General features: G+C 56.4%; 20 protein-coding genes and 1 tRNA gene. 11 read left to right on the top strand and 10 right to left on the bottom strand.

The features are described from left to right. The first annotated feature begins 42 nt into the window (after nucleotides 1-42). From A3850_RS00525 to A3850_RS00495, 7 genes are all read left to right on the top strand, one after another. A complete protein-coding gene (locus A3850_RS00525) occupies nucleotides 43-1,320 on the top strand; it encodes a hypothetical protein (RefSeq protein ID WP_157500786.1) in 1,278 nt (425 codons plus the stop codon). Between the two features lie 138 nt (nucleotides 1,321-1,458). Continuing rightward, nucleotides 1,459-5,055: a BamA/TamA family outer membrane protein gene (locus tag A3850_RS00520; protein ID WP_068212777.1), complete on the top strand. Its 3,597-nt coding sequence runs from the start codon at nucleotides 1,459-1,461 to the stop codon at nucleotides 5,053-5,055. Nucleotides 5,056-5,100: 45 nt separating this feature from the next. Next, nucleotides 5,101-6,300: a hypothetical protein gene (locus A3850_RS00515; RefSeq protein ID WP_068212775.1), complete on the top strand. Its 1,200-nt coding sequence runs from the start codon at nucleotides 5,101-5,103 to the stop codon at nucleotides 6,298-6,300. A 93-nt stretch (nucleotides 6,301-6,393) separates the two neighbouring features. Then, nucleotides 6,394-6,466, top strand: a tRNA-Arg gene (locus A3850_RS00510). 215 nt (nucleotides 6,467-6,681) lie between these two features. Next, nucleotides 6,682-7,302: a hypothetical protein gene (locus A3850_RS00505; protein WP_068212773.1), complete on the top strand. Its 621-nt coding sequence runs from the start codon at nucleotides 6,682-6,684 to the stop codon at nucleotides 7,300-7,302. Further along, complete coding sequence (locus tag A3850_RS00500) at nucleotides 7,302-7,916, top strand: NTP transferase domain-containing protein (protein ID WP_068212770.1); 615 nt, start codon at nucleotides 7,302-7,304, stop codon at nucleotides 7,914-7,916. The genes A3850_RS00505 and A3850_RS00500 overlap by 1 nt, the downstream gene beginning before the upstream one ends. Then, nucleotides 7,913-9,025: an XdhC family protein gene (locus A3850_RS00495; RefSeq protein ID WP_068212767.1), complete on the top strand. Its 1,113-nt coding sequence runs from the start codon at nucleotides 7,913-7,915 to the stop codon at nucleotides 9,023-9,025. Before A3850_RS00500 ends, A3850_RS00495 begins: the two co-directional genes overlap by 4 nt. Before the next feature lie 19 nt (nucleotides 9,026-9,044). Here A3850_RS00495 and A3850_RS00490 read toward each other — a convergent pair whose 3' ends face one another. Together A3850_RS00490 and folP are read right to left on the bottom strand one after the other, a co-directional pair. Then, nucleotides 9,045-10,232 carry a DUF4230 domain-containing protein gene (locus A3850_RS00490; protein ID WP_068212764.1) on the bottom strand — a complete coding sequence of 396 codons (1,188 nt, stop codon included), beginning with the start codon at nucleotides 10,230-10,232 and terminating at the stop codon, nucleotides 9,045-9,047. A gap of 56 nt (nucleotides 10,233-10,288) precedes the next feature. Then, the gene (folP, locus tag A3850_RS00485) at nucleotides 10,289-11,134 is read right to left on the bottom strand and encodes a dihydropteroate synthase (protein ID WP_068212761.1); all 846 of its coding nucleotides are present in this window, start codon (nucleotides 11,132-11,134) and stop codon (nucleotides 10,289-10,291) included. Between the two features lie 179 nt (nucleotides 11,135-11,313). Between folP and A3850_RS00480 the strand changes: the two genes are divergently transcribed. Continuing rightward, nucleotides 11,314-12,846, top strand: a complete 1,533-nt coding sequence (locus A3850_RS00480) for a hypothetical protein (protein WP_157500784.1) — start codon at nucleotides 11,314-11,316, stop codon at nucleotides 12,844-12,846. A gap of 64 nt (nucleotides 12,847-12,910) precedes the next feature. Further along, nucleotides 12,911-14,269 (top strand): pyridoxal-phosphate dependent enzyme, encoded by a 1,359-nt coding sequence (locus A3850_RS00475; RefSeq protein WP_068212755.1) that lies wholly within the window; start codon nucleotides 12,911-12,913, stop codon nucleotides 14,267-14,269. A gap of 7 nt (nucleotides 14,270-14,276) precedes the next feature. Here A3850_RS00475 and A3850_RS00470 read toward each other — a convergent pair whose 3' ends face one another. Further along, the gene (locus A3850_RS00470) at nucleotides 14,277-14,861 is read right to left on the bottom strand and encodes a Uma2 family endonuclease (protein WP_068212751.1); all 585 of its coding nucleotides are present in this window, start codon (nucleotides 14,859-14,861) and stop codon (nucleotides 14,277-14,279) included. A gap of 28 nt (nucleotides 14,862-14,889) precedes the next feature. Beyond that, complete coding sequence (locus tag A3850_RS00465; protein ID WP_068212747.1) at nucleotides 14,890-15,522, bottom strand: metallophosphoesterase family protein; 633 nt, start codon at nucleotides 15,520-15,522, stop codon at nucleotides 14,890-14,892. 199 nt (nucleotides 15,523-15,721) lie between these two features. Between A3850_RS00465 and A3850_RS00460 the strand changes: the two genes are divergently transcribed. Together A3850_RS00460 and A3850_RS00455 are read left to right on the top strand one after the other, a co-directional pair. After that, nucleotides 15,722-16,240 carry a hypothetical protein gene (locus tag A3850_RS00460; RefSeq protein ID WP_068212745.1) on the top strand — a complete coding sequence of 173 codons (519 nt, stop codon included), beginning with the start codon at nucleotides 15,722-15,724 and terminating at the stop codon, nucleotides 16,238-16,240. A 39-nt stretch (nucleotides 16,241-16,279) separates the two neighbouring features. Next, nucleotides 16,280-17,869 (top strand): flotillin family protein, encoded by a 1,590-nt coding sequence (locus tag A3850_RS00455; RefSeq protein ID WP_076639909.1) that lies wholly within the window; start codon nucleotides 16,280-16,282, stop codon nucleotides 17,867-17,869. A gap of 523 nt (nucleotides 17,870-18,392) precedes the next feature. Here A3850_RS00455 and A3850_RS00450 read toward each other — a convergent pair. From A3850_RS00450 to A3850_RS00425, 6 genes are all read right to left on the bottom strand, one after another. Beyond that, the gene (locus tag A3850_RS00450) at nucleotides 18,393-19,604 is read right to left on the bottom strand and encodes an amidohydrolase family protein (protein ID WP_068212741.1); all 1,212 of its coding nucleotides are present in this window, start codon (nucleotides 19,602-19,604) and stop codon (nucleotides 18,393-18,395) included. Nucleotides 19,605-19,725: 121 nt separating this feature from the next. Next, nucleotides 19,726-21,498 carry a sodium:solute symporter family protein gene (locus A3850_RS00445; RefSeq protein WP_068212737.1) on the bottom strand — a complete coding sequence of 591 codons (1,773 nt, stop codon included), beginning with the start codon at nucleotides 21,496-21,498 and terminating at the stop codon, nucleotides 19,726-19,728. A gap of 130 nt (nucleotides 21,499-21,628) precedes the next feature. Next, nucleotides 21,629-22,753: a cysteine desulfurase family protein gene (locus A3850_RS00440; RefSeq protein ID WP_068212735.1), complete on the bottom strand. Its 1,125-nt coding sequence runs from the start codon at nucleotides 22,751-22,753 to the stop codon at nucleotides 21,629-21,631. A gap of 38 nt (nucleotides 22,754-22,791) precedes the next feature. Beyond that, nucleotides 22,792-23,598 (bottom strand): exodeoxyribonuclease III, encoded by an 807-nt coding sequence (locus tag A3850_RS00435; RefSeq protein WP_068212732.1) that lies wholly within the window; start codon nucleotides 23,596-23,598, stop codon nucleotides 22,792-22,794. 180 nt (nucleotides 23,599-23,778) lie between these two features. After that, a complete protein-coding gene (locus tag A3850_RS00430) occupies nucleotides 23,779-24,306 on the bottom strand; it encodes an acyl-CoA thioesterase (RefSeq protein WP_068212729.1) in 528 nt (175 codons plus the stop codon). 112 nt (nucleotides 24,307-24,418) lie between these two features. Next, entirely contained in the window at nucleotides 24,419-24,823 is a 405-nt protein-coding gene (locus A3850_RS00425; protein WP_068212726.1) for a hypothetical protein, read from the bottom strand. Nucleotides 24,824-24,997 lie beyond the last annotated feature (174 nt).

Raw genomic sequence — 24,997 nt, 5'->3', positions numbered from 1 at the left:
ATTTTTTTAGGACGACCTATTTCGATTACCAAAGACCTCACCATGCGTTTTCTTTTATCCTGTTGCCTTTCTTTGGTGTTGACCACTACACTCTTCGCTCAAACTCAGGATGAAAAGCCTTGGTACGAGGACTGGACGGTTAAACCCATCTTCGCGGTACAGACCTGGGGCACCTACACAATCGGCCACGAGGATTACGACCCCGCGTCGGATACCTACGTAGAAGCGGATAACCGCCTCAATTTTATGCTCCGCCGACTACGTTTTGGGACGACGGCACAAGTAGGTGACCGACTCTTCATCAAATTCCTCGGTGCGGCGGACTTCGTCGGGTCGGATCAACGATCCGGCACCGTCGGTGGCGTCAATAACGGTGGCTTCCCTAACGCGCAGGTTTGGGATATTTACAGCCAGTACAAGATCAGCCGCAATAGTGAAGCACTCTACGTAATTGGTGGATACATGCGGCCGCCGATCGGTCGGGAAAGTATGTCCGGAGCCATGGGTGTCAGTAGCTTTGAAAAAAGTTGGACGCAGTGGTACGTCCGCCAACACTTGGTGGGGACGGGCCCCGGCGGTGCCGGTGGGGCTTACCTGGGTGGTTTGGTTCCGATTACGAGTAAGCTGCACCTTGACTACCGGGCGGGTGTATTCAACGCGCAGAACAATGGCATCACGGCGGGCCGCCTCTACTCCAGCCTTTACGTTAGCCGCTTGAACTTCATGTTCGGCGACCCCGAAAAGAGTACCTGGTCCTACGGGCTCCCGGCAGCCAATAGCTTTGGCCGAAGAAATACCGCTGCAATTGCCCTCAACCTGGCGTCGGAAGGGCCAACGGGTGCGGCGGAAGAAGGCATCAGCCTCGTTGGGGTGGATGCCCTGGTGAACTTTGGCCACTTCCACCTCGAAGGAGAGTACCACTCCATGCGCCGCAGTTCCCTGGAGGATGATTACACCAGCGCGACTTACGCCGTACGGGCGGGCTACAACATCGTGCTGGACGGAGATGACCCGAGCCGCCCCCGCTACCTCGAGCCCTCCGTGATGGTTTACGGTTTCGACGGGACGACGAGTCTCGAGGACTACCCGACGGTCGTCGCTACTAGTTTCTTCGGTGGGACGGAGACGGTGTACGACGTTGGCATCAACTACCACCTCAAACCGGGGAAGGTGCGGCTCGGGTTACACTACGTTGGCCGATCCGGAGAAATAGGCAACCTGCCAGCCGATGGCCGCCTCAGCTGGAACAATATGCAGAGTGGTTTGCCCGGCATCCGCCGTGGTGACTACGTAGGTTTTGAGGTGATCCTGGCCTACTGAAAACAGCGTACGGACGAACATCCACCCGGAGGAGGGATTAGGTAGGTACAACTGTAGGACTACCCCAGGATGACGATACGTACGCTTTGCTTAATACTCCTTCTCGTTCCCGCTGCAACGTTTGGTCAGGTAAGGCTTTTGGTCGCTGGAAATACTGCCGAAGCATCTCCCCAATTTTATCGGACGCTGGACCAGCGCATCAACGCGCCGGGTGACCCCGCCACCGTACTATTGTTGGGTGACTACATCGACGAATGCTCCGATAAGATCCTTGCATACAAAAAGGGATCTGGCAACGATGCTGGTTTTGCTGGGCTCGAACCGCTTTTGCAACTCATTCGAACAAACCCCGAAACCAAGTTTTACCTCTTGCCTGGTGACCGCGATTGGGATAAGTCAGGAAGGGAAGGCCTGACCTGCGTCAAGGCCATTGAGGACTACTTCAAAGATCAGGATTTTGACAATCTACGTTGGCCCTTAGCGAATGGCTGCCCCGGCCCAGAATTCGTGGACCTGGCACCCACCACGCGCTTGATGCTCATCAACACGCAGTGGTGGAACCACCCCCACGATAAGCCCGTGCCGGCGGATGCCAATTGTGACTTTTCCGACCCCTCCATTTCCCTGGCGGAGATACTTAGCGGTATTGATGAAAATCAGGACTTGAATACCATCATTGCGGGCCACTACCCCCCAAAGTCTCAGGGCCGTTACGGGGGTGAGTATCCCGCGCGCGATCATTTTGCCCCACCCATCATTGGCAGCTTCCGCTTATCCTTTCGCCAAAATATTGGCACTCCGGAAGAGTTGACCAACCGGCGTTTTGACAAGCTCGGTAGTGCGTTACGGGACTACAACAGTCAGTACCTCGGCTTGATGTGGTTAGGCGCGCAGGACCTTAGCCAACAGTTCATCAAATTTGGGAATAATCACATCGTCAACGCCGGGGCCGCCGGTGAAGGGAAGTGGGCGGCCAAACACAAACCGGCCATTCACGTCAGCCGTGTGCCCGGGTTTACGGAACTGCATTACGCGGCGGATGGTACCGTGAACTATCGATACGTCCTAGCTGAGGACGGCACCGTCGCTCGCCAGGAACTCATCTACCACGCGCCCTGCGACCGTAGCCAGGATACGTTACCCACCAACCCGGCCTTCCCACCCTGTAATTTGGATTCAGCTCGGATGCGCACTTTTCTGGAGCCGTTGGTCCGTGACACCATCGTCCGCCCGGCCGGGCCGCAGTACGGTCGGTCCAAATTTGGTAAGTACTTTCTGGGCAAGCACTACCGGGATATTTGGACGACGCCGGTTGCCTTCCCCATCCTCAATTTGGATGACGACCCGCGCAATTTTACTCCCATTCGGGAGGGTGGGGGGCGGCAGACGACGTCGCTCCGCCTCCAGGCTGCGGATGGTAAACATTACACCTTCCGCTCCGTAGATAAGGATCCCGCTGGCACCTTTAATTACCAGGTCCGGGAAACACTGATCGGGGATGCCGTGCGCGACCAGACAACGACCGGCCATCCCTTTGGAGGGCTAATCATTGACCCGTTGCTCAACGAGCTAGATATTCTGCACGCTGCGCCGGAATTGTTTGTCCTGTCTTCCGGGGAGACGTTGGGTAGTTACAATCCCACCTTCGGGGGCATGTTGGGTACGCTAGAGATTAGTCCGCGGGGGGATAAGAAGAAGGCCAATATCCCGGGGACCTTTGGCGCTGATAAAGTCCTGAAAAGCTTCGAACTTTTCCGGGAGCGTTACGACGATCAGGAGGTACTCATCAACCACGAAGAATTTCTCCGCGCACGCATTTTCGATCTACTCGTAGGGGATTGGTCGCGCCACGAGGATAACTGGAAGTGGGCCCTCTTCAAGCAAGACGACGTCGAAAATATCCGCCCCATCCCCCGCGACCGGGATAACGCCTTCTCACAAATGGATGGCTTCTTCCCCTGGTTGGCGGACCGCCGGTGGGCCATCCCCAACCTCGAAGATTTTGACTACGACCAACCCGACATCCGTAGTCTCACCTTCCAGGCGCGGCACATGGATCGCCTTCTCCTATCACCGTTGAGCCGGCCCGAATTTTTACGGCAGGCACAATCCATTCAAGCTGCCCTTACGGATGAGGTGCTGGCGCAGGCCGTCCAACAAAACCCCGCACCCGCGGCAGCGCAAGAGGAAGAAAATGAGCGGTATCGGAAATTGCAGGAAGGCATCCTAAGCAAACTCAAGACCCGCCGCGACGATCTGGAAGAATACGCCGATGCCTACTACGAGCTCCACGCCAAAACGGTCGATATTGTCGGGACGAACGACGAGGAGCACTACCTCTTGGCGGCCACCGAAGACGGAAGGCTTACCGTAACCACCACCGACGTGAAGGGCAAGAGCGCCGGCAAGATCCTTTACCAGCGTACTTTCTTGCCACGCGAAACCAAAGAAGTCCGCATCTACGGACTGGCCGACGACGACGTCTTCGAGACCTCCGGGCCGGTAGGTAAAGCCATCCGCGTCCGGATCATTGGTGGGGAAGGAGACGATGAGTACCAGGCTAGCGATGATGAGCCGCGCGCGCCAAAAGTGTTGATCTACGATAAGACAATTGCCGCCCCCGCTGAGCTGGAGCGTGGCTTTCGCTCGGTCCGTAACTGGCGGCCGGAGCTGTACTACTACGACCGGACGGCATTTGCCTATAACGAAACGACGCCGATTGGATCGATTGGTTTTAACTCTCGAAATGGCGCGAGTTTGGGCGCCGGTTTCAAACACACGCGCCGAAATTTTACCCACCGAAAATTTAGTTCCCGGTACAAAGCTTACGTTGAGGGCAGTACACTAGGAAATGCTACTCTTGAGGCCAGCGCCGAGTTTGGGCAGTTTATACAGTACATCGATCTGGTTTTCGCCACGCGGGTGGGCCGGCCTGATTTTTACAACTTCTTCTTCGGCATCGGGAACGATACGCGGATTGATCCGGAAGTGGAGCGCAATGAATTTAGCCTCATCGCGCTCGACCATTTTTCCTTTGAAGGTGGGTTACGCCGTGGCTTTGCCGATAACAGCACCTTCAACCTGATGTTGGGCTACCAAAATAACAAGACGACGGACCGTGACGGGACCATCCTCGACCGACCCGAGCGCTTCTACGGCGACGGCGATTTCGTGTTTGGCTACCTCCAACCTTCCTTCGTATTTGATTTGCGGGACCACCCCGTTTTTCCCTCCAAAGGCGTGTACCTGGAGGCTAGCCATAAACAGGCTTTCGGGCGCAAGAACGCCGTCGACTTTGGCGTGACGCGCGTGGCGGGGGAAATCCACTTTTCTGCCCGTCGCTTTCCAATTAGCCTGAGTTTGCGCGGCGGCTACGCGCGGAGCAGTGGGCGTGCACCCTTCTACGAACTGCCTTCCCTGGGCCAAAACAATGGCCTCCGTGGATTCCAGCGCAACCGCTTTGTGGGGGACGGTTACCTCTACCACGAGACGGAGTTTCGGATGCCGGTAGCGCTTATTCGCAGTCGGGTCATTCCTTTCGCCGTGGGCATTCGTGCCTTTTATGACCGAGGGCAGCTGCTCATGGATGATGAGAAAAACGAGCCGTGGCGTACCGCATACGGAGGCGGTTTCTACGTGATCCCATTGTCTAAATCCTTTACCTTTAGCGTGCTGGCGGGCTTCTCAGAAGAAGAATCGGGCCTGATCCAATTTGGAGTGGGGACGAACTTTTAGCCAGCGTTTTTTACCGACCCGTTTAACGCTTTACCCTATTCACCGATGAAATACCTGTTGGCGCTGCTGCCCATTTTTGGCTGCTTTACGGCTTGCCGGGAGGATGAAAAAGTTGATGCTTTAGTCGGCACCCAGTGGATATTCGCAACCCAGAATCCAGTGGAGGAGGCTGCTGGGCCAAAGAGTGAGCTATTTACTCCGGGCACCATCATCACCGTAACGGACTCCACGCTGGAACTGGAACGTCTATCGTATCCGGAAGAACTTACGATCAGCCGCTACGACTCCCTGGCGGGTGGCGATACCCTGGAGGTAGCCGTTAAGTTATCCAACCCTACGCCAGAGATTTTGAATATAGATCTGTACCGGAAAGGAATTTTCTATCGCAACCGTTACTTCTCCAAACTGGACACCAGTCTGCACCGGATCTCAGGAAAAGAACTGGCCGGCCGAACCTACCGCTACCAGGCGGCGGAAGGCGCTTCGGAATTGATTTATTTTGGTTTTCGGGAGACGGGCAATGACGATGAATCATTGGGGCCCTATTACGTCGAGCGGCCAAATGATTGGGAGATGTCCAACACTTTAGTAATTGAGCCCGGCCAGCTAATTTCCAGGTTCGGTCCTTTCGCACCAGTTCAGCTGGATGGCGTATTTCAACGCATCGCCCAGACTTACGCCTCCGGTGAGTTTGGGAAACAGCGCCGTCGCCTTTACCGGGATGGCGACGGGAACTTCCTCGTTGAGGTTTTCGACCAGCACCGGAAGAAACACCGGCTGCAGTACGTTACGCTGGAGCCCGTTGCGGGTAAGTTGCCCACTGGCTTGTCTATTGCAGATCTGGGTAGGAAACTGACGGAAGCGACCATCACGGTGGACCGGAGCTACCCGGACGTCGATTCGGCGTCCGTACAGTATACCCAGCCCGATCGTTTGGCAGGCCGGGTGGTGCCGTACGCTGCGTTGGACCGTCTGGAATTCAGTTTCAACGAAGACGGCACATTCTTTCTAATTGCCGCTGGCGACGTTTTGCGGACGGGCAACTGGCACCCATCGCCCGACGGCAACTGGCTCATCGTTGAAGGTGGCAAGCCAGATAATACCTTGCATTTACCCATCCTTAAATACTCCAATGACGGAATGGCTTTTCGCTACCCACTCAATGTCACTACGCGCGAACCCCGAGGGGTGAGTCTGCCGTCCTACGCAAGTCTTAATCTTCTGTTGGAAGCAAAATTTCGGTGATCGCAACTTCTACAACTGGCCCGCTATTAAATGACTAAACCGCGTCCGGCTACGTCGGATTATCCATATTACGCGTACCTTCGCGGCTGCTCCGGGCCCATAGCTTAGTGGATAGAGCACCTGACTTCTAATCTGGCGGTCGCAGGTTCGAATCCTGCTGGGCTCACACGCACCGAACGACCCCTTGCTATCCAATAGCGAGGGGTTTTTCTGTTAATGGCGAGAATCCTCCAAGCTAGTAGTCATTTGGGCGCTGCCGCGGGTGCCAAGCAATGGATCAAGTAATACGGAACCGGGCACCTGAACCTGTACGACCTTCATTCCGTATCCGCTTCGTATCATTGACGGGATGAACCCCGTAAACTGCGCAAGCCCAACTCCATGAAAGTCTTCCACTTCATTACCGCTGCTATCCTACTCATTACCTGTGCCGCCTGTGGGGGAGACGCCGCCGGCCCACCCGAAGAAGGCGCTGGCTTCGACACGGAAATGACTCCCGAAATCGATAGCCCAAACGAGGACAATACCGATATCTACGACGTTGACCCGGAAGATCCTTACCTCATTAGCAATGGAACCTTCCTGGGGTTGAAGCCCGGGGAGCCACTCGGCGCTTACGCGGAAGTCCTCCGCAAGGGGCGCCTCAAAGATGGGGAGGGCAGCTTTGACGTCTACTACATCGACGGCGCCGAAGGCAGCAAACTGGGCTACCTGATGCCCGACCCCCTGGACAAAAATATCGTCGGTGATATTTACGTGACTTCCCCCGCCGTCGTCACCGAAAAGGGCATTCGGGTGGGGACGACCTACGAAGAATTGGTGGAGCGTATCGGCGCCATTTCCTTCCACGGTTCCGAAATCGAAAGCCGGGTCTACGGCAATAAGGAGGGCATCAGCTACCGGCTGGACATGACCAGCGCGGACTACGATTTGGATAATTCCCGGATTAGCCCGGAGACGGCCATCACGGAAATCGTCATCTCCCGCAAACAAAATATGTGATGGCGGATGCCTTCACCGCTCGGATAATCCTCGCCGCAGGCGCTTCTCGGAGAATGGGGCAACCCAAACAACTACTGGAACTCAGTGGGCAGACGCTGCTGGAACGTATCGTCCGGGCCAGCCTTTCCCTACCGGGGCCAACGGTGATCGTGACTGGGCATTACCACGACGAAATTGTATCTGAGTTATCCTCTTTTGTTGGTCGGCTAGCGATCGTTCGCAACCCGGACCCGGACCGGGGGATGAGTAGCAGTATCGCTACTGGCATGCGCAGTATTGATTTAGAAGTAGTGGATGGTTATTTCATTTTACTGACTGACCAACCGGAGATTAATTCGCTCGTTTTACAACGGATGGCGCAAACCTATCAGGACCGCACCGAACCCCGACATATTCTCGCTACGGCTTACCCGGAAGGCCCCGGCGTTCCCGCAATCTTCCCCGTCGCTTACCGGGAGGCCTTACTGAACGAAACGGGACAGGGCGGTGCCCGCAAGTTGTTACGCAATCAAGAGACTGACTTGGTAATGTTTGACTTAGGTTTCGTTCCAATAGACCTGGACACCTACGCCGAATTCGAGCAGTTTCGGGACCAACTGAAAGACGATCAATGAAAGAAATCCGCCGCATCATCCGCTTTTACGACGAGTTGAAAGCGGAGAATACCCCCTGCGCCCTGGCGGTGGTCGTCGACGTAAAACAGTCGAGCTACCGGCGGATAGGAGCCCGGCTTCTGGTGGCAGAGGACGGTCGTTTCGTCGGCGGCATCAGCGGTGGTTGCCTGGAGGGGGATGCGTTGCAACGGGCAAAGTCGGCCATCCAACTCGGCCGGCCGGTGGCCCGGACCTACGACACGACGGAGGGGGAAGATGCCACCATCGGGATCGGTCTGGGCTGTGAGGGCAGGATCGAAGTGGCCTTCATCCCAATGGACTTCACCGAGCAGTGGAATGAGATTGAATTGCTTCGTTCCGTCGTAGACACCCGAATTCCCCGGGTCATGCTTCGCCATCTTGACACGGTGTTAATGTCCGGAGAGCCCCAGTTTGAAGTAAGCCTCTTTCAGCCAGAAGCGGATCGCTTTACGCTATACCTACCCTTCGAACCGGCCATTCCCCACCAGTTTCACGGAGAGTCCCTTAATGCGCTGGCTAAGGGTAGAAGTTCTGTTAAGACTATTAGAGGGGAACGGGGCTTTCCGCACCGGGTACTCTTCGAGGTGCTCCACCCGCGCCCCCGGTTGATCCTGACTGGCTACAATTACGATATCCCCGCAGCGCTACGGGCCGCCAAGTTGCTGGATTGGGAAGTCTGGGTAGTCGCGCCCCTCCGAAAAATGACGAAGGAAATTACCTCGTTAGCGGACCGCGTTTTGGACTATGGCCAAGTGAAAGAAGTCCCCGTCGATGAAGCAACCGCCGTGGTCCTGATGTCCCACGATTACGAATGGGATCGGAAAATGGTACAGCACTTTCTGCCCCTGAAGCCCATCTACCTGGGGATGCTCGGCCCCCGCAAGCGGATGCTGAAAATGGATGAAAGTTTGCCCGATCTGGAATTGGCCGCGTACCCCAACCTCTATGCTCCGGTCGGCCTCGACGTCGGTGCGGAAACGCCGGAAGAAATCGCCGCCGCCCTGATTAGTGAGATCATCATGGTGCTACGGGGCCGCAGTGGCGGTGCACTACGGGAGCGCGGTGGCCCCATCCACGAGAATGCTTAACGGCGTTGCTTTGGTGGTATTACCCCAAGGTCCCCTGCGTTTCCCGCATGGGTAGCGGGACGTACTTGACCTGGATCCGATAATCCGGCCCCAGGCGGCGGACGAGGGGTAAGAACATCGTCTCCATCAGGTTTTCGGCCTGGCCCTTGGCGCGGGTCATCACGTCACTCTCCAGCGCCTCGGCCCGGAAGGTTTCCCGCAAGCTGTTGACGGAAGCATTGATGTTTGCGCCCTCTAACTCCCTTAACCAACCAATGTCCAGTTTCTCCACCTTGGGCAGCACTTCGTGGCTGAGGATAGTCGGTTCCGGGAGGGTGATGGTGACGGTCTTGCGGGCTTCATCCAGCTGTAGATCGAAGAGTTGATTCAAGCGGAAACCCACTTTCAGGATGGAGATCGCCGTGATCTCAATGTCGGACTCCGACACGTTGAAGCCGGCGACGGTAGAGTTGATCTTTTTTTCGATGCCTTTTTTATCCCGTACCTCGATTGTGGCGAGCTCTCCGATCACATTCTCCACCTTTTCCTGAAAGATGCCGCGGGACTTGCTAAAGTCATCAATTGCCGCCCGTTCGGCCATGCGGGCCATCATGGGCCGGAGGGCTTCGCCGGTGGCAATCTTGCAGGGGTTCTCCACCTCGCGCCCGCTGGCGATGATGTTGCCGTTGCGCATCCGGACGACGGCGGCCAAAATTTTATTGACCATGAAACAGGTGTAGTTGGAGGCCACCTCCTCAAAGATCTCCGTCAGCTTACCTCCGCCTTCTTCGTACCAGGCTTCGTACACGGCAGCGGAGGTATCGCGCATCCGCATGAAATCCTGGTAGTAGAGATCAGCAAACTGCTGGTGCTGCAGGTCGTATTCCCGAACAACCTCCGTACGGAGGCTATCGTTTAGCCCCATCCGGTTGCCTACGTGGCGGAGAATGTCCGTATTGATTTCGTAGACCAATTGGTCGAATTCCCGCCGGTAGCGCTTGGGATGCTGCAGAATGCGGAGGGCGGTCTCCGGATCGATGTCCACCCGGAAATCAGCCGGCCGGTACTGCAACTGGTATTCGGCGGGTTGAGCCAGGAAGCTACCGGGAGCGCCCTGGTAATACCGGTAAGCCAGCGTACCGAGAATGCCAAGAATTGCCAGGATGATCACCGTCCGCGCGCTGCCACCGCTGGCTGGTGGAGGTCCCGGATTTCCATAGTTGGCCATTGCCTAGATGTTTAAAGTGCCTCATCGTAACGGTTCCGCTACGGGGAAGTTGGTCCTTAGATACGGGGTGCTTGCGTGAGTAGTTCGTGGAGCTGAATTGCCTGAGCGGCTTCCCGAACGTCGTGCACCCTGAGAACGTCAGCACCCCGTTGCAAAGCGTAGAGATGGAGCGCCGTGTTCGCCGGCAAGCTTTCCTCGGCGGTAATGCCAAGTGGCCGCCAGATGGAAGACTTTCGGCTGATGCCTAGCAGAATCGGTACCCCGAGCGTTTTGAACACGGAAAGGTTGGCAAGCAATTCGTAGTTCTGCGCGACGGTCTTTCCGAAGCCCCAACCTACGTCCACCAGTACGTCGAAGACACCTAGCTCGCGTAGTTCACCCAGCTTGGCGGCCAGGAAATCCCAGACGTGGGTCACCACCTGGTCTCCGTAGACGTCCGTCCGCTTTTGCATGTCCGCGGGGTTGCCGGGCATGTGCATCAGTACGTAGGGCACCTTCAGAGCGGGGAGGGTAGGGAAGAGCTCCGCGTCGAGGTTGCCGGCGCTAATGTCGTTGATCATCGCCGCCCCTGCCCCCACGGCGGCCCGTGCGGTGGCTCCGTAAATGGTATCGCAACTCACGTAAGCATCCGGCAGCGCGGCCGTGATGCCTTCGATGATGGGGAGCACTCTGTCCATTTCGGCTGCGGCGGATATCAATTCCGCACCGGGTCGGCTGCTCATTCCGCCGACGTCGATGAAGGTGGCGCCATCGGCCAGCATTTGCCCGGCGGTGTCCACGGCTTGCTGGACGCTATTCACCCGGCTTTCGGCGAAGAAACTATCCGGCGTCGCGTTGAGGATGCCCATGATCAGGGGGCGGTCCAGGACGAGGAGGCGGCCGTTGCAATTTAGCGTAGTCATTGGCCCAAGGTAAGTTTTGTTTCGGGGAAGCGTCACCACCTGGCCGCTTGCACTCCGGATCGAAATACTACCTTTAACCCATCCCGTACACCGAGCAAAATATCCGCGGGCTGGCCATCAATTTCCTGCGCCAGCACTACAAACTCCGGCCCCGGTCCGGCAGTAGTGGGACGCGGGTGGTGCCCAAAGTCCACTACTATCAGGGCGTGACGATTGATGCGCGGCTGGCCTTTCAGCAGCCCGACCTCAACTGGTTCACGGCTACCGTCGAGGCAACCAGCCACGCTACCGCGGAGGAGATTCTTTATCGTACCAATTGGTTTCGGATCACCATGCTTGGCTTGGTAGTTGCTTTCGTTACGACGGCCGTTACTTTGGCGCTGTCGCAGGTGCTGGGTTTTAACGCCTGGCGTTGGTTTGCGACCGCTCCCGGAGGTGACGGGGACGCTAACACCGCGTACGGTGCCCTGATCCTGGTAATGGTGATGACATGGGCGGTAACCAGCCTGGTATTGTCGACGCGCAAATCCTTCCGCTACATCTACGCGGTGGAACAATTCAAGCGCTTCTACGCCACGGCCCAATGGATGGCTTACGATGCTTCCATCTTTGAGGATCGGCCGCCACGTCAGTTTGAGGAGTTACGGCGGCAGTGTATCCTGTTTGGATTCGGTATGCTGGAGGTTCTACCCGACAACCGTTTACGCGTGGTCATCGAACCGAGTAAGGTGGACCAATTTGCCGGCACCCGATCCCGATTACCGCTTTGGGTGGCTGCCATTCAGGCTCCCCCGAAACTGAAGAGCATGTTCCAGCGGTTACCGGTGGCCAAACTTCCCTTTGGGAAACGTCCCCTCCAACTCAACCCGGCACCTGCGGCAGCGCCCGCGTTACCAACGGACGGAACCACCGACCCACTGGATGTCGGACAGTACTTCCCGACGGTGGCTACGGGGCAAGAATACCTCGCTACGGCCATCCGGGCAAAACGCGGCAAACCCGCCTGGTACAAACGCCCGGGCCGTCAATTGAAGGGCGTAAAGTGGCGGCTACGGCAGTCGTGGCGGAAGTTATCGCCGAACGAGATTCGCCGCCTGCCCGGATTTTTTCAATTACCGACCTGGTACTACCCAACCCTAATCGTAGCCGCCCTGACGACCGTGGGATTTGCCTACGGCCAGTCGCAGTGGAGCCCCCTAGCGAAGCCCGGTAGTCGCTTTGCCGCCCCGGACGTTGCCGGCCTTGAACCCGCCGCCAACCCGGACCAAAGCAGAGCCGAGCCAGAATTGCTCCCCGGAGAATACGACCACAACTTCAGCGCGGACAAACCACGCCCGGAATACGTCGAGGATACTCCCGACTACGTAGTGGAGCGAAAACGAAAGAAGGCCGTGCGCTACCGCATCAGCAAGGCGGGGGAGGAGCGGACGGATTACGACTGCATTGGGCTGCAACACCTGCCTTCCACCTATTACCTGCTGACGACGAGCGTGCACCCCAACTTCGCCCTGGCCCGCCGCGCCGCCGACGACTTCCACGGCGTGTACGGCTTAGCGATGACCGTCCTCGCCGAAGAGTGCTTCCGCCTTGGGGGAGAGAGATACTTCGTCATCCTCGATGCTCCTATCCTCGAAGAAAGCCAGGCCAACTTCATGGTCCGAGAATACCTCCGCCGCTACGAAATTCCCGTAGAAGTAATGGTAGCGGAATAGTTGAAACTGACCAACTATCACCTTCCGCAGCGGTTAACTACAGACTATAGACTACAGACTAAACATGGACGTAAAGAATAACATCCTCGAGACCATCGGAAACACCCCAATGGTGCAATTGCACAAAGTCGTGAAGGGCTTACCCTGTCGCGTCCTTATGAAGGTAGAGACCTTCAACCCTGGCCACAGCATCAAGGACCGGATGGCCCTCAAGATGGTACAGGACGCCGAAGCGGAAGGCCGCCTCAAGCCTGGTGGGACGATCATCGAATGTACCTCCGGCAACACCGGGATGGGCCTCGCTTTGGCCGCCTGCGTGAAGGGCTACCGCGCCATCTTTACGACTTCCGATAAGCAGAGTAAGGAGAAGTTCGACATCCTGCGCGCCATGGGTGCCGAGGTGATTGTCTGCCCCACCAACGTGACGCCGGGCGACCCACGGAGCTACTATTCAGTTGCGGAACGACTTTCAAAGGAGATCCCTAACTCCTACTGGTTCAACCAGTACGATAACCTGAGCAACCGTAAAGCACACTACGAATCTACTGGCCCGGAGATCTGGAAACAGACCGACGGTAAGATCACTCACATGGTGGTGGGCGTAGGTACCGGCGGTACCATCTCCGGTACCGGCAAGTACCTGAAGGAGCAGAATCCGGAGGTGAAAGTGTGGGGAATTGATACCTACGGATCGGTCTTTAAGAAGTATAAGGAGACGGGCGAATTCGATGAGAAGGAGATCTACCCCTACATCACCGAAGGCATCGGGGAGGACATTCTACCTAAGAACGTAGACTTTGACGTGATCGACCACTTCGAAAAGGTGACGGATAAGGACGGCGCCGTCATGGCCCGTCGCCTCGCCCGCGAGGAAGGGCTGTTGCTGGGCTACTCCGCCGGCAGTGCCGTAGCCGGCCTCCTGCAGATGAAGGACCAGTTGAAGGCGGATGACCTCGTCGTAGTGGTCATCCACGACCATGGCAGCCGCTACGTGGGTAAGATCTACAACGACGAATGGATGCGCGAGCGCGGCTTCCTCGATGCGGAGTTGAAGGTGCGCGACCTCGTCGCCGGAAAAAAGGATGCGGCTTTCGCCAGCATTAGTTCCGGCGCTACGGTGCGGGAAGCGCTGAAGATGATGAAGACCCACGAATTCAGCCAAATGCCCGTCGTCGACGGCGAAAAAATGGTTGGATCAATCGTAGAGACGGACGTCCTCAACTACCTGCTGGCCAACCCGATGGATAACGCCGAACACGAGGTGGCCTCCATCATGCGCGAACCCTTCCCCGAAGTGGGAACGGATATGACGCTTTCCGATTTGAGCAAGCACATCACCAAGGAAAACCCCGCCGTGGTGACGACGGATCGTTCTGGGCGGATGTTCCTGGTGGCGCAATACGATATTTTGCAGGCGATTTAGGGCGATGTTATTGCCCATCCGTAAAGTTTACTCCAGCGTAGATGGTGGATACGGGAAGCTGCAGGCCCATGGTTTTAATCGGTAAAGTTTGGTCCATTCGATAGTAACTGCCGATAGTCCACTTGTTGCCTTCTTCCCGGTAGAAGGTTTCAATCTGACATTTACGGCTGTCGATGAGGATGTATTCCTGAAAGCTGTCCATCCGTGCGTAGGCGTGTAATTTCTCCACCCGGTCCTTTTCGGCGGTGCTCTGGGAGAGGACTTCAATAATGAGTTGCCCGTTGAATAGCCGTTGGATTCCACCTTCGTCGGAGGTATCTACCTCACCGCAGATCACGCTGATGTCAGGGAAGTAGTATCGATTAAGCGACTGAACGTTTACGGCTACGTCACTATCGAAAACCGTACAGGTGCTGTCGGATTTGATGAGCGTATCGTAAACGTTCTTCTTCGTCCGGTTGTGGGCAATTTTGCCCCCCGCCATGCTGTAGATGGTTCCGTCGTGGAACTCATACTTCCATTCGGAAGCTAGGCAAAGCTTGAAGTATTCTTCTAAAGAATATTTACGGTCCTCAATTTTCTCGGCTCCCATTGTTGACGTTTGTCTTTGCAAAGTAGGCCTAATCCGCCATCTTCACGAACTCCACCGCCTGCGTATCCAGGTTGAAGATGGCAAGCCAGCCCATATCGTTTGCTTGCTGGGAACAGCCGCCGTCAATATCCAGGTATTGATTTTCAGCAAGGTTGGCGAGGTACTTGGTCATCTCTAGCCGCCGCGTTGGGGTATGCCCGTGCAGAATGGTCCGGTTGCCCAGCCAGTTGTAATCGACGTAATCGTACCAGTACCGTTCCCACAGCATGGCGTTCGTATCCTTGAAGGGGTAGGTCGCCCGAGTGTTGAGGCCAGCGTGTACGAGGATGTAGCCTTCCGTTTCGTGGTAGTAGGGTAGGGCGTTCATCCAGTCCATCGTTTTGCTGGTTAGTTCCGGTGGTGGAGACCACCCGTATAGGGGGCGGTCTCCGGCTACGTATTCGATGAGCATTTGCTCGTGGTTGCCGCGCAGGCAGGTGACTAGGTAACCTTCTTCCTCCAGCCGCCAGATGATCTCAAGGACGCCGAGGGAGTCTGGGCCCCGGTCGATGTAATCACCCAGCAGGAAGAGCTCATCGGTCTTTTGCAGGTTGATGCGATCGAGCGCCAGCTGAAAGGTTTTGGCGCAGCCGTGGATATCGGAAATGGCGTAGCGGGGCATGAGTGAATTGCTTTACTGCTTAAAATGGCCAGCGTCCAGGAAGTTGCTTCGTCAATGATTAATTTGTCGGAATAATCACGGCTAGATCACCATTTGGCCGCTGGCTCGACGAGCATCCCGCCGAACTCGACGAACGGCGCTAAAGCCCTTCAACTAAGCTGCCCTGGCTCACCGTTATAGTATTGTTAATTTCAACGACATGATCGAGCTACTTACCATAATCTCTCTCGCTTCCGGCGCGCTCCTTTTTATTCTGCTACTGGCCTCCATCATTGGAGGTTTGGACCTGGATTTTGACTTGGACGTAGACCTGGACGGCGGCCTCGGTATCCTTAAATCCACACTCACCTTTCTGAGTGTTGGCGCTTGGGTCGTCCGGCTGATGCTCCACACCTACGAGAACCCCACGATTGCTTTCGTAGCCGGTACGGCGGCGGGCATCATCGGCGTGTTTATCGTAAGCCGGATGTTCAAGTTTATGCTGAGCCAGGAGATCAACGTCAACTACCAGCCGCAGGACGCGCTGCTGAAGCAGGGGAAGGTCTACGTGCCCATCCCCTCCGGTGGCGAAGGCGTTATCAACGTCGCCGTAAAGGGGACCAACCGGGAACTCAAGGCTAAATCGATTAACGGGGAAGCCCTTACGACCGGCACGCTCGTTGAAGTAGTTGACCTGGACCCTGATGGCATCATGGTCGTCCAACCCATTTCCGCTTAAAATTCACCTTACTCTTTTCACCTATTAAATTATCGCACTATGGTCTTTTCAGAATGGCTGATACCCGCAGCAATATTACTCGGGATACTCTTCATGATCGGCGCCTTTTTGGTGAGCCGGTACAAACGTTGCCCGTCGGATAAGATCCTCGTCGTTTACGGTAAGACGAGTGGAGGAACGTCCGCTAAGTGTTACGCCGGTGGCGCCGCTTTCGTCTGGCCCGTCATCCAGGATTACAAATACCTGGACCTGACGCCACTCTCCATCGACGTGAACTTGAAGGATGCGCTTTCCAAGCAGAACATCCGGGTCAATGTCCCCTCTCAGTTTACCGTCGGTATTGGGGAAGACGAGCACCTCATGCTCGCTGCCGCCAACCGCCTCCTGAGCTTGGACCGTGACCAGATCGCCCGTCTTAGCCAGGACATCATCATGGGCCAAATGCGCCTCGTGATCGCCAACATGGACATCGAGGAGCTGAATACCGACCGGGACAAGTTCGTTTCCAGTGTATACTCCAATGTCGGGGAAGAGCTCCACAAAGTGGGCCTGCGCCTCATCAACGTGAACGTAACGGACATTCAGGATGAATCTGGCTACATCGCTGCCCTTGGACAGGAAGCCGCCGCCCGCGCCATCAACGAGGCCGAGGTGAAAGTGGCCCAGGAGAAGCGTACCGGTAGCATCGGCCGCGCCGAAGCCGTCCAGGAGCAGCGCACGAAAGTCGCCGCCCTCACCGCCCAGGCGGAGATCGGAGAAGCCGAAGCCCAGCAGGAGCAACGCATCAAGATCGCCGACGCTAATAGCCGCGCCCTCGTCGGTGAAGCCGAAGCGACCCAGGCTCAGCGGATTAAGGTGGCCGACGCTAACTCGCGCGCAGAGATCGGTGAATCTAAATTCCAGGCCGAAGCCCAGGAGGGAAAGAACGAAGCCGCCATCAAGATCGCCGAATCCAACGCCGCCCGCGACGTAGCCCTCGCCGAAGCCAATCGCCAGGCCGAAGCCGCCCGCAAGGTCGCCAAGGCCAAAGCCGAGCAGGAAGCCTACCAGGCCCAGACCGCCGCGGAACAGGCCCGCGCCGCCACCGAAAAGGCCCGCATGGAAGCCGAGCAAGTAGTCGTCGCCGACATCGAAAAGCAAAAAGCCATCATCGCCGCCCAGGCCGAAGCCGAGCGTCGCCGGGAAATCGCCCGCGGTGAAGCCGATGCAGCTCTCGCCCGCTATCAGGCTGAAGCCCAGGGTGTAGAGGAGGTCCTGCGCAAACAAGCCGAAGGTTTTCAGCGATTAGTTGATGCCGCCGGCGGTGACCCACAGAGCGCCATTAACTACCTGATGCTGGACAAGTTAGAGGCCCTGACCAAAATTCAGACCGAAGCGATCAAGGACATCGAGATCGACAAAGTTGTGGTCTACGATAGCGGAAATGGCCAGGGAGTTGGTAACTTTGTCAAAGGATTGTACGGAATGGTACCGCAGCTCAACGATTTTTTAAATCAGAGCGGCATGCAATTACCGGCGGGATTAGTTGACAAATCCCCAACAAACACCGTACCTTCCGCTAAGCCTACGACAACGAACGGCAAATCTCACGGCCCCGCCGAAGATGCCCAAGTCGTCAAAGGCACTTAAGTATTATTAGCTTTAAAGGTGTACCGGCCCGTTCCTCTCTTAGGGGGACGGGTCTTTTTTTGCTCTCTTTGCTAAGGACGATTCAGATTGGCTGAGTATCAAAAAGAAACCTCTCTAACGTCTCTCTCGCCTTAATCTCCTTTGCGAACCAAAAAAGATCGCGCAGCGGTCTCTCCCTCCTCAGCTCCCTTTCCCTCTTTTCCTTCTTGTCGAAAACACACCACACCAGCTAGGTAGCTGAGAAACGAAGAGGCACCTCTCTAACGTCTCTCTCGCCTTAATCTCCTTTGCGGACCAAAAAAGATCGCGCAGCGGTCTCTCCCTCCTTAGCTCCCTTTCCCTCTTTTCCTTCTTGTCGAAAACACACCACACAAGCTACGTAGCTGAGAAACGAAGAGGCACCTCTCTTCCGTCTCTCTCGCCCTAATCTCCTTTGCGCAACAATAAAATCGCGCAGCGGTCTCTCCCTCCTTAGCTCCCTTTCCCTCTTTTCCTTCTTGTCGAAAACGGTTTACACTCGCCATTAAACCACCCGCGTCACTTCAGTAGCTGGCCCAATACGATAACTCGCTGGCCCATCTCCCTCAAGCCCCCCGAGACACACCAAGCCTGGCATTTTACCCACCTCAAGGCTGCCAAGCTCCTCGTCAAACTGCAGCGCCTCAGCACCATTGATCGTCGCCCACTGTAGCAGCGTCTCCAACCCAATAAAGCTCTGGTATTTACTGATCGTCTTCAGTTCCTCCAGCACCGAAAGTTGCCAGTTGGAAGTCAGGCTATCCGTGCCGACCGTCACCTTGACGCCAGCGTTGAGGAAGCGCTCGTAGCGGGGCAGCCGGTTCTCGATGTAGAGATTAGCGTTGGGGCAGGTTGCCCAGAATACGCCGTTTTGTCCCCAAGCTTCAGCGGCGGCGATGTCCTCTTCCTGCGTCAGGGTGTTGTGCACGAAGATGGTCCGTTTGCTCGGGTCCATCCGCTGGATGGCGTGGCGGAGGGAAGTCGTTTTTGGAGCGGTGAAGTGGTCCAGGCTTGCCCCGAATCCTTTGAAGAAGTCGACGAAGCCACCGCCGCCGGTCAGGAATAGTTCGTCCTCCGCCGGTGTTTCCTGGTTGTGGATACTCACGGTTTCGGAGCCGGTATTTACGGAATTGATCAGGTCGTACAGCGGGTCACTCACCGTGTAGGGGGCGTGGGGCACGGCACTTTTCGCGTTGCCACTCGCCACACCGGCCTGCTCTTCGTAGGCTACTTTGTAGGTCGCGAAATTGCTTTCCGCGGTTGCCGGTTGCAAGAAGTCAAACATCTCCACGAAGCTGTAGTAGCGGATCGGACTTGCTCTTTTCGTGGCAGCGGTATCGGCCTTATTGCAAATATCCCCGACGGCCTGGATGCCGGCTTCCCACATCAATTTGTCCTGCTCGGCGATTGCGGCGTCAATCACTTCCTGCTCACTGGCGCGCATCGTGACTACGTCCACCAGGAAGGGGAGCAAGGTCTTCCCCGTCGCGCTCTTCCCCGCCAAATGGCTCAGCTCCAGGTGGCAGTGGGTGTTGATGAAACCAGGGATCAAAATGCCCGCGTGATAATTCGGCGCTGCCGCGGGTGCCGCGTAAGTAGGGCTGGCCGGGTTGAGGATCTCCACGATCGTTCCGGACTCATCCACCCCGACAATACCCTTCTTAATTGGAGGAGAGGTAATGGGATAAACGTAGTCGGCGGTGTGGTAAGTGATCATCCCGCGAAGGTAGGGAACGGGGCTTGAGGGAATGGTCATTCGGATGAAGCCCGATCCTTTTTACCCCCAATTTTATTGCACCTGCGGCAGCGCCTGTTCTGGTGCTTTGGGGACTGGAATACTAGATAAGGGCTTTACGTTGGACCCAGAGGAAGGCGACACCAGCTACCGCTACCAGGCTGGAAATGAGAGTGGCCGAAAGGTTGCCGTAAAGGTAAAAGCCGGTGGCAAAAAGGACCGAGTATACGGCGACGGAACCAATAAAGACGGCGGCGATGCGGAGGGTGAGGTTTTGATCTGGCTTGGCTGCAGCACCCGCAGGTAAGCGTTTTTCAACGGGCGCCCAACCAGGGCCACCGGGATGAATCTTCGTATAAAACTTCTCCAGCGTCGCCTCGTCAGTGGGGCTCGTTAGGAATGTTACCACAAGCCAGCCCACCGTAGTGATGGCAATGCCAAGAATCAACTTTTCGTGGCCGGCGAGGCCGCCCAGGCCAAGTGACTCCCCACCAAACTCGAGAATAAGAGCAACGGCGAACGAGATGAACATCCCCGCCACCTCCGTCCAGGCATTAATGCGCCACCAGAACCAACGCAGAATGAAGATCAACCCCGTGCCCGCGCCAATCTGCAACAGGATATTGAAGGCCTGTAAAGCGTTGGAAAGGGCCAGCGCGAGGAAAGCCGCCAGCACCATCAGCACCACCGTAGAAATACGACCTACCCCCACCAGTTCCTTCTCCGAAGCTTCGGGCTTAATGAATCGCTGGTACCAGTCGTTGACGATGTAACTCGAACCCCAGTTCAGGTGCGTGGAAAGGGTGGACATGAGCGCCGCAATGAGCGAAGCAATGATCAGACCGAGCAGTCCGGACGGGAGAAACGAGAGCATCGCGGGGTATGCCAAATCATCCTTCACCTTCGTTGGGTCCATCTCCGGAAAGGCGGATTGCAAGCTGGCGATGTCCGGAAAAATGATAATGGAACCCAGCGCAATCAGGATCCACGGCCAGGGCCGTAGTGCGTAGTGGAATACGTTGAACAGCAAAGTGGCACCCACGGCGTGGCGCTCATTCTTGGCCGCCAACATCCGTTGGGCAACGTAGCCACCACCACCCGGCTCGGCCCCGGGGTACCAGACGCTCCACCACTGAACGGCGAGGGGAACGATGAGCAGCGGGACGTACACTGCCGGGTCGTCAAAAGAAGGAATGATGTCCAATTTCGTACTCACCACGGGGTGGGTAAACAAGGCGTCGAGGCCACCGATCTCGGGTAGGCCAACGAGATAGATTGCCGCCCAGACCGCTCCAATCATGGCGAAGGAGAATTGTACGAAGTCGGTAATGACGACCCCTTTAAAACCGCCCAGCGCAGAGTAAGCAACGGTCACTACGGATACCATCAGCACGGTGGTAACGGCGTCTAAACCGAGGAGCACGCCCGCAATCTTGATGCCCGCCAAACACACCGTTGCCATGATCATCACGTTGAAGAAAACGCCCAGGTAAATGGCGCGAAACTGCCGGAGGAAGCGGGCCGGTGCGCCCGAGTAGCGCAGCTCGTAAAACTCCAAATCGGTGAGGACGCCCGAGCGCCGCCACAGCCGGGCGTAAACGAAAACGGTCAGCATCCCCGTCAGTAAAAAGGCCCACCAGGCCCAGTTGCCGGCCACCCCGTTTTGCCGGACTATGTCCGTCACCAAGTTGGGCGTATCGGCGGAAAAAGTGGTCGCCACCATGGAGACGCCAAGCAACCACCAGGGCATGTTGCGGCCACTGAGGAAGAACTCTTTGGTGGAGTCACCGGACGTTCGGCTGGCGTAGAGGCCAATCCCCAGGGATACGACGAAAAATGCGGCGATGATGGTCCAGTCGAGGGTGTTGAGCTGCATGGAGTGTAGTGCGGTTAAACCTTAGCGAAAATCCTGCCCCGACCACCCACCAGGGGCGACGGAGACTTCAAATCAAAGGCATAAGGTAAGCACGACACGTGGTTCCTCGGCAACATTAGTGCCGGCGGACCTATAACATTCCGGCCAGCTTAGCGACGACGGTATCGATCTCTTCCTTGGTGTTCGTATGGCACAGCGAAAAGCGCACGGTGTGGCGCAGGCTATCCGGGTGGAGATGACCGATCACGTGGCTACCCACGTCAATCCCACTACTACAGGCGGAACCTCCGCTGGCGGAAATACCGGCCATGTCCAGGTTCATCAGCAGCATATCTCCCTTATCACTCTGGGGGAAGCTCGCGCTGAGCACTTTGAAGTGGCCCCGGTCCGGATCTCCGTTGAAGGTGACGGAAGGGTAGTTACGCTGTAACTCCGAACGGAGGTAGTCCCGCAATTCTTGAATTTTAGCAGCCCGCTCTTCCATCGTAGCTGTCGCCTTCTCAAGTGCGGTAGCGAGGCCAACAATGCCGTAGAGGTTTTCCGTACCACCGCGCATATTGCGTTCCTGTGCCCCGCCGTCGAGGTAGGGTTTGATAATATTGTCGGAATTGATGTAAACGAAGCCAACCCCCTTCGGCCCGTGAAACTTGTGGGCGGAGCCACTCATGAAGTTGACGGTGGTCTGTTCCAGATCGATAGGATAGTAACCCAGCGTTTGCACCGTGTCGCAGTGGAACAAGGCACCGTTTGCCTGACACAGTTCACTCACGGCCTGGACCGGCAGTAGATTACCAATTTCATTATTTGCGTGCATGAGGCTGACGAGGGTTTTCTCGTCCGTCCGCTGCAGGCGTGCCTCCAGGTCCTGTAAGTCGACGTGACCTAGTTCGTCAATGCGGACCATCTCCACGGTAGCTTTACCGGATTCTTGGATAGCGTCCAAACTGTGCAGTACGCAGTGGTGCTCCAGGGGAGAAGAGATGATGCGGGTGACGCCGAGGTCGCGGACCGAATTTTTCAGCGCCATGTTATTGGCCTCAGTGCCGCCGGAGGTAAAGAAGATCTCTCCAATACTACAGTTGAGGGTGTTGGCGACGGTTTTCCGCGCGGCTTCAATCAAGGACCTCGCTTTCCGCCCTTCAGCGTGGATGCTGGAGGGATTACCAAAATTGTTGGCCATCACGTCGGTCATCGCCGCGAGGACGTCGGGGTCGAGGGCGGTGGTAGCGGAGTTGTCGAGAAAGATGCGTTGCATGGTGGTGGGGCTAATGTTCCAATGGTCAGTCGGATGGGCTAATTACTGCTCGGTGAGGTTAGTTCCGGCATTTCAATGGCTAAGCTAAGCACGATGGGGCAATGGTCGGAATGCAGCGCGTCCTTCAGGTGCTCAACGTCCTGGAGCCGGGAGGCGTAGCCCGGACTAAGGCTGTGGTAATCGATGCGCCACCCCTTATCATTATTGCGGGCGTTGGCACGGTAGGACCACCAGGTGTACGCCGCCCGTTCGGGGTAGAGGTGGCGGAAAGTATCCAGAAAGCCCGTCTGGGTAAACCACTTGGTCATCCACTTCCGCTCGTCGGGCAGGAAGCCGGTATTCTTGTGGTTGGTCTTAGGGGAATGGAGGTCGATCTCCTCGTGGGCAATGTTATAATCGCCGAGAACGACGATGCCCGGACGGCTCTTTTGCACCTCCAGAATGTACTCCAAAAAATCGTCGAGGAACTCGTACTTGAATTGCTGCCGTTCGTCGCCTTGGCCACCATTGGGGAAATAGCAATTGAAGATTGTCAGGTCACCAAAGTCGGTACGGACGACGCGGCCTTCCCGGTCATACTTGTCGTTACCCATACCCAGTTCAACGTGGTCCGGTGCCACTTTACTGAGGGTGAGGACGCCACTGTAGCCCTTCCGCGAAGTCGCGCTGTGCCACTGCTGGTGGACGTAACCCAGCGCTTCCAATTCGGACATATCCACCTGCTCCGGGTGCGCCTTGGTTTCCTGAATACACAGGACGTCGGGAGCGACTTCGGCCGTCCATTCCGCCAATCCCTTGCGAAGGGCGGCACGGATACCATTTACGTTGTAGGAAACAATTTTCATGGGGAATACTTTCGTGGGTGCTGCCCTAAAGGCTTCGGTGCACAAAGGTAAACCGGGGTAGGGGGCCGGGCGAGTGAGGGGCGGATAAATCTTGTTGGCCCATCCCGATATTGGAGGGGAATGACACCAAGCTGAAGGATACGACAAAAGGACACCCTCCAAGGGGCACGCAACTGATCTTTACTCAAAGATCTTCCGCAAGTTCGTCGCCGCCTTAGGCTCCATCCGCCCGGCCATCACGAGGCGGAGTTCTCGGCGGCGGAGCGCACCCGAGAAGCGTTGTTCCTCAATTTCGGAAAGGGGAACCACTTCGGGAATCGTAACCGGTGAGCCGTTGTCCTTGTCCAAAGCCACAAAGGTGAAGTAAGCGTGGTGCGTCCGCCGTGGATTCCCGCCCTGCATGGTGGCGGCGGTGGCCTGCACGTAAACTTCGAGGCTCGTATTGAACGCGCGGGTGACGGTGGCTTCGAGAGTGACAACTTCCCCGTTGCGAATGGGGGAACCGAAGGCCACGTTATCCACGGAAGCCGTCACGACCGGCCGGTTGGTATGCTTGCCCGCGCAGATGGCGCAGGCGATGTCCATCCACCGCAGCATGTTGCCACCCATCAGGTTGTTCTGGGGGTTCGTGTCGTTGGGCATGACGAGCTCAGACATGATTGTGCGGGACTCCTCAACTTTCTTGGGGGCGGGGCGGTCTTGGGCCATGGATGGATTGCGGGGTTGGTAGCGAGGAAGCCAGAGCTGGTCACGAAGACCAGAAACAGGGAAGAACAGCGAGAAGGATGAAAACCGGGTTACAATGCACTTAGCTGAGCGCTTACCGCACCATAATGCCCCGCTGCTTAATGACGGGAACTTCGACCAACTGATCTTCGGAAATGGTACCCGCTTTAAAGATGAACTTCTTGTCGAGCATTACCTCCCCATTGTTGAAACTGATCCAGTACTCATTGTTGAGGCCGAAGAGAGCCGTCTGAATGGGCTCGATCTTCAGGGCCTCTCCCGTGGCCAGATTCTGGTGGAAATGGCGAAGCGTGGTGGTGGCCATGTCCTGCCCGTCCACGCTACCGTAACCCTGGCTGGTGATGAGGATGTTGTCCATCGGCTCTCCCCGCTGGTTGATGATGTAAACGTCCCATAACTCTTCGGCGGCAGCTTCGGGACGGGGGACGACGGCGATGATGACGTCAGTGACAGTGGGCACGAGGATATCTGATTTCATTTGAGATGTGTTTCAGTAATTCGCTGGGGGATAATTCACTAAAAACTACGTGAGCGGACTCAAATCAGGGGTAAATCCCTAGCGTTCTCGTAACGAACGACTTAAGCCTTGCTCATTTGGCCGCGAAGATAAGGTCTAAGCGAGTGCATATAAAGGTTTGTTGCATTTGTTATT

It is taken from the genome of Lewinella sp. 4G2 (assembly GCF_001625015.1).
In the GTDB taxonomy this organism is placed as follows: Bacteria; Bacteroidota; Bacteroidia; order Chitinophagales; family Saprospiraceae; genus Neolewinella.
The sequence above is the reverse complement of the archived record's forward strand: the minus strand, read 5'-3'. Positions and strand labels throughout refer to the sequence as shown.